Source organism: Nitrososphaera sp. (genome assembly GCF_013388945.1).
GTDB lineage: Archaea > Thermoproteota > Nitrososphaeria > Nitrososphaerales > Nitrososphaeraceae > Nitrososphaera.
The window spans coordinates 1-4,173 of record NZ_JACAEH010000015.1; the positions used below are offsets into that span (position 1 = coordinate 1).

Annotated in this window: 4 protein-coding genes; all 4 read left to right on the forward strand. The window is 59.0% G+C overall.

Going from position 1 to position 4,173, the window contains the following annotated elements; all coding sequences use genetic code 11:
- Positions 1–477, forward strand: a 477-nt coding sequence (locus tag HXY31_RS08295; RefSeq protein WP_292641859.1) for a nucleotide exchange factor GrpE, incomplete at its 5' end; no start/stop codon positions are given.
- A gap of 15 nt (positions 478–492) precedes the next feature.
- Positions 493–2,325, forward strand: a complete 1,833-nt coding sequence (dnaK, locus tag HXY31_RS08300) for a molecular chaperone DnaK (protein ID WP_292641862.1) — start codon at positions 493–495, stop codon at positions 2,323–2,325.
- A 28-nt stretch (positions 2,326–2,353) separates the two neighbouring features.
- Positions 2,354–3,445, forward strand: a complete 1,092-nt coding sequence (gene dnaJ, locus HXY31_RS08305; RefSeq protein ID WP_292641864.1) for a molecular chaperone DnaJ — start codon at positions 2,354–2,356, stop codon at positions 3,443–3,445.
- Positions 3,446–3,471: 26 nt separating this feature from the next.
- Positions 3,472–4,053, forward strand: coding sequence for an archaeal heat shock protein Hsp20 (gene hsp20, locus HXY31_RS08310; protein WP_292641867.1), 582 nt, complete (start codon positions 3,472–3,474; stop codon positions 4,051–4,053).
- Positions 4,054–4,173: the final 120 nt, after the last annotated feature.

Here is a 4,173-nt window from a genome sequence, read left to right on the forward strand (position 1 = left end):
CAGAAAGCCAAGGACGAGGCAGAGGGCTACCTCACCAAGCTGAAATACCTCATGGCAGATTTCGACAACTACCGCAAGCAGGCCGACAGGCAGGTCGTGGCAAGGGTCGAGGCGGGCAAGGCAGAACTGCTGCTAAAGTTCCTGAACATCCGCGACGACTACGAGAGAGCGCTTGCAACTGCCAAAAAGAACAGCGCGCCCGAGGTGGCTGCAGGCCTTGAGGGGATACTGAAGAACATCGACTCGATGCTTACAGGCGAGGGCGTGAGGCCGATCGAGGCAGTAGGCACGCCATTTGACCCGAGGGTGCACGACGCAATAGCGTTCCTTGCGCGGGACGACGTCCCCGAGGACAGCGTGACTGCCGAGATACGCCGTGGCTACATGCTAAACGGCAAGGTCCTCAGGCCCAGCATGGTAGAAGTCGCAAGAAAGATAGTTAAAAATAGCGATAGCGCCAATAAGGCTACCGCGTAATCAGGAGGCACAAAAATGGGCAAAATAATTGGCATTGATCTTGGGACGAGCAATTCGGCAGCGGCTGCGATGATAGGGGGCAAGCCGACAATAATCCAGGCCGCGGAAGGCACGTCGGTGGGCGGCAAGGCCTTCCCGTCGGTGGTCGCGTTCACCAGGGACGGCCAGCTCATAGTCGGCGAGCCGGCGCGCAGACAGATGATCTCAAACCCGGAAGGCACGGTCATTGCTGCAAAGCGCAAGATGGGCACCGATTTCAAGTTCCGCGTCTGGGGCAAGGACTACACGCCTCAGCAGATCTCGTCTTTCATACTCCAAAAGATCAAGAGGGACGCCGAGGCGTTCCTTGGCGAGGCAGTCGACAGGGCAGTCATCACGGTCCCCGCCTATTTCAACGACAACCAGCGCCAGGCCACAAAGGACGCAGGCGAGATAGCCGGCCTGCAGGTAGTCAGGATAATAAACGAGCCGACTGCGGCGTCGCTTGCGTACGGCCTTGACAAGTCCGACAAGGACCTGAAGATAATGGTCTTTGACTTTGGCGGTGGCACGCTTGACGTCACGATAATGGAGATGGGAGGCGGCGTGTTTCAGGTCAAGAGCACGTCTGGCGACACGCAGCTTGGAGGCACCGACATGGACAACACGCTAGTGGAGTTTGTGGTAAACGAGTTCCGCAAGCAGTCCGGCGTCGACGTCAGAAACGACAAGGCCGCTATGATGCGCGTGCGCGAGGCTTCCGAAAAAGCCAAGATAGAGCTTTCAAACGTCGTGACGACTGAAATCAATCTGCCGTTCCTTGCATACGACCAGGGCGGCCCCAAGAACCTCATCCTGCCGCTTACAAGGGCAAAGCTCGAGGAGCTGATGAGGCCAATCGTCGAGCGCTGCCGCCACCCGATGCTGCAGGCCATGCAAGACGCCAAGCTGACGCCGCAGCAGGTGGACAAGATAATCCTGATAGGTGGCCCTACCAGGATGCCGATGGTAAGGCAGTTTGTCGCGTCAGTCATGGGCAAGGAGCCCGAGCGGGGCATCGACCCGATGGAGGCAGTGGCAATGGGCGCGGCAGTCCAGGGCGCCATCATCGCCGGCGACGTGTCAACTGACATTCTGCTTGTCGACGTCACGCCGCTCACGCTCGGGGTCGAAGTCCTTGGCGGGCTCAAGGAGCCCCTGATAGAGCGCAACACCACGATACCGACAAAGAAGAGCAAGGTGTTTACAACTGCGGCAGACTACCAGACCGCAGTCACCATCCATGTCGTGCAGGGCGAGCGCCCGATGGCGTCTGACTGCGTCTCGCTTGGCATGTTCAACCTGTCAGGCATACCGCCGGCTCCACGCGGCGTGCCGCAGATAGAAGTCACGTTTGACATCGACGCAAACGGCATCCTCAACGTGGCCGCAAAGGACATCGCCACGCAAAAGGAAGCGAAAATAACAATCACCGCAAACAACAAGCTGTCAAAGGACGAGATTGAAAAGCTGAAGAGGGACTCGGAGCAGTTTGCCGAGGCCGACAGGCGCAAGAAGGAGGAGGCCGAGGTAAAGAACGAGGCCGACAACCTCGTCTACGCCGCTGAAAAGCTGAAGCAGGACCTGAAGGACAAGATAAGTGCCGAGCAGCAGGAAAGGATGTCAAAGGCCGTGCAGGACCTGCGCGACGCGATGGCAAGCAACAACGCAGAAAGCGTCAAGGCAAAGGTGCAGGACTTAAAGAACGTCCTTGCGGAGATAAGCGCCGAGGCCTACAGGAGCGCCGGCGCGGCATCGGCAAGCGCGGCGGCAGGTGGCGCCGCCGGCGAGCCGGGAGCCCAAGCCGGACCGCAGGGCGCGCAACCGTGATAGTGTTGGCAGGCAAGAGTGACCTTTTGTGAGCAAGCGGGACTATTACGAGGTCCTCGGGGTCCAGAAGAACGCAAGCAAGGACGACATCAAGGGCGCCTACCGCAAGCTCGCGCTGAAATACCACCCGGACCGGAACAAGGAGCCCGGCGCCGAGGAAAAGTTCAAGGAAATCTCGGAGGCCTACGCAGTTCTATCAGACGACGAGAAGCGCAAGCGCTATGACTCGTACGGCCACGTCGGGCCAGAGGAGGCGTTCCGCGGCTCCGAGGCCAACTTCGAGGAAGTCTTCAGGGACATGGGCGGCTTTTCCAGCATCTTTGAGCAGTTCTTTGGCCGTGGAGGCTTTGGCTCCGACCTGTTCGGCTTTGGCCGGCGCAAGGGCCGCGACCTTGTCTACGACATGGAGATGACGCTTGAAGACGTGCTCAGGGGCAAGAAGGAAGAAGTCGAAGTCCCGCGCCTTGAAAAGTGCGGCACCTGCGGCGGGACAGGAGCAGCCGACGGCGCAAAGCCGCGCAAGTGCAGCGTGTGCAACGGCCGCGGGCAGACCCAGCGCGTCTACAACCAGCGCTTTTTCACTTCTGTGTCAGTCGAGCCATGCAGGACGTGCCAGGGCAGGGGGGAGATAATCGACAGGCCGTGCGGCGCGTGCAAGGGCACCGGCAAGGAGCGCAGGATGAAAAAGCTGAAGATAGAGGTGCCGCCGGGAGTCGAGGACGGCATGGCGATGCAGCTGAGGGGCGAGGGCGAGGAGTCAGAGTCAGGCATCCCGGGCGACCTGATAGTAAACATACGCGTCAAGCCGCACGAGCGCTTTGAGCGGCTGGAAAACGGCAACCTTCTTTTCAGGCAGGGCGTCAGGTTCACCGACCTTGCGCTCGGCTCAGAGTTTAAAATCCCGACGCTTGACGGCTCTGAAAAACTAAAGATACAGCAGGGCACGCAGCCGGACTCGCTCATCCGGCTGAAGGGCAAGGGGCTCCCGCGCTACGGCGCAACCGGAAGGGGCGACATACTGGTAAAGCTGGACGTGAAGGTGCCCGGCAGGCTCAATGACAGGCAAAAGTCGCTCCTCAAAGAGCTTGAGAGAGAATTCGACGCCGAAGAAAAACGCTAAAATAGAATTTTCGTACATCCTATCTTATGTCCTCACCCTTTGACGAATGGTTCGGAAAAAGGCGCCGCTCGTGGTTCCCAGACGTGGACGAGATGATGAAGGAAATGGAGCGCATGATGCAGGAGGCGTTCAAGAACATGGAGCAGCAGGTGCCCAAGAACCTTGTCAAGGAGCGCAAGCTGGAAGACGGGACGACAGTCAGGGAGCTGGGGCCCATTGTCTACGGCTACTCTGTCAAGATCGGGCCTGACGGAAAACCCGAGATCCGCAAGTTCGGCAACATCGACGCGATGCCCAACCTGCTTGGCGGCGGGTTGTCTGTGAAGGAAGAGCGCGAGCCGCTCGTGGACGTCATAAAGGGCTCTGACGACCTGCGCGTTGTTGCAGAAGTCCCGGGCGTCAACAAGGAGGACCTGAAAGTGTCTGCAGACGAGGGCTCTGTCACCATCGAGTCGACGACGGGCACGCCGCGCTACCACAAGACGATATCTCTGCCAGAGGCAGTTGATCCCAAGACAGCAAAGTCGACTTACAAGAACGGAATACTGGAAGTGTCGTTCAAGCTGAAAAGAAAGGGCGAGGGCGGCGTCTCGATAAGGATAGACTGACGCAAAACGATATTATTCTAGCCACCAGATAGCACCCCTCACAAAGCGGGGGTCGCCCAGCCTGGTCAAAGGCGTGAGACCGGATAATCCGGCGCGAAGCTCAGATGTCCGACCCGACTG

Bases quoted from the DNA above. Each gene is read 5' to 3' on its own strand.
- hsp20 (WP_292641867.1), top strand. From the start codon at position 3,472: ATGTCCTCACCCTTTGACGAATGGTTCGGAAAAAGGCGCCGCTCGTGG.
- dnaK (WP_292641862.1), top strand. From the start codon at position 493: ATGGGCAAAATAATTGGCATTGATCTTGGGACGAGCAATTCGGCAGCG.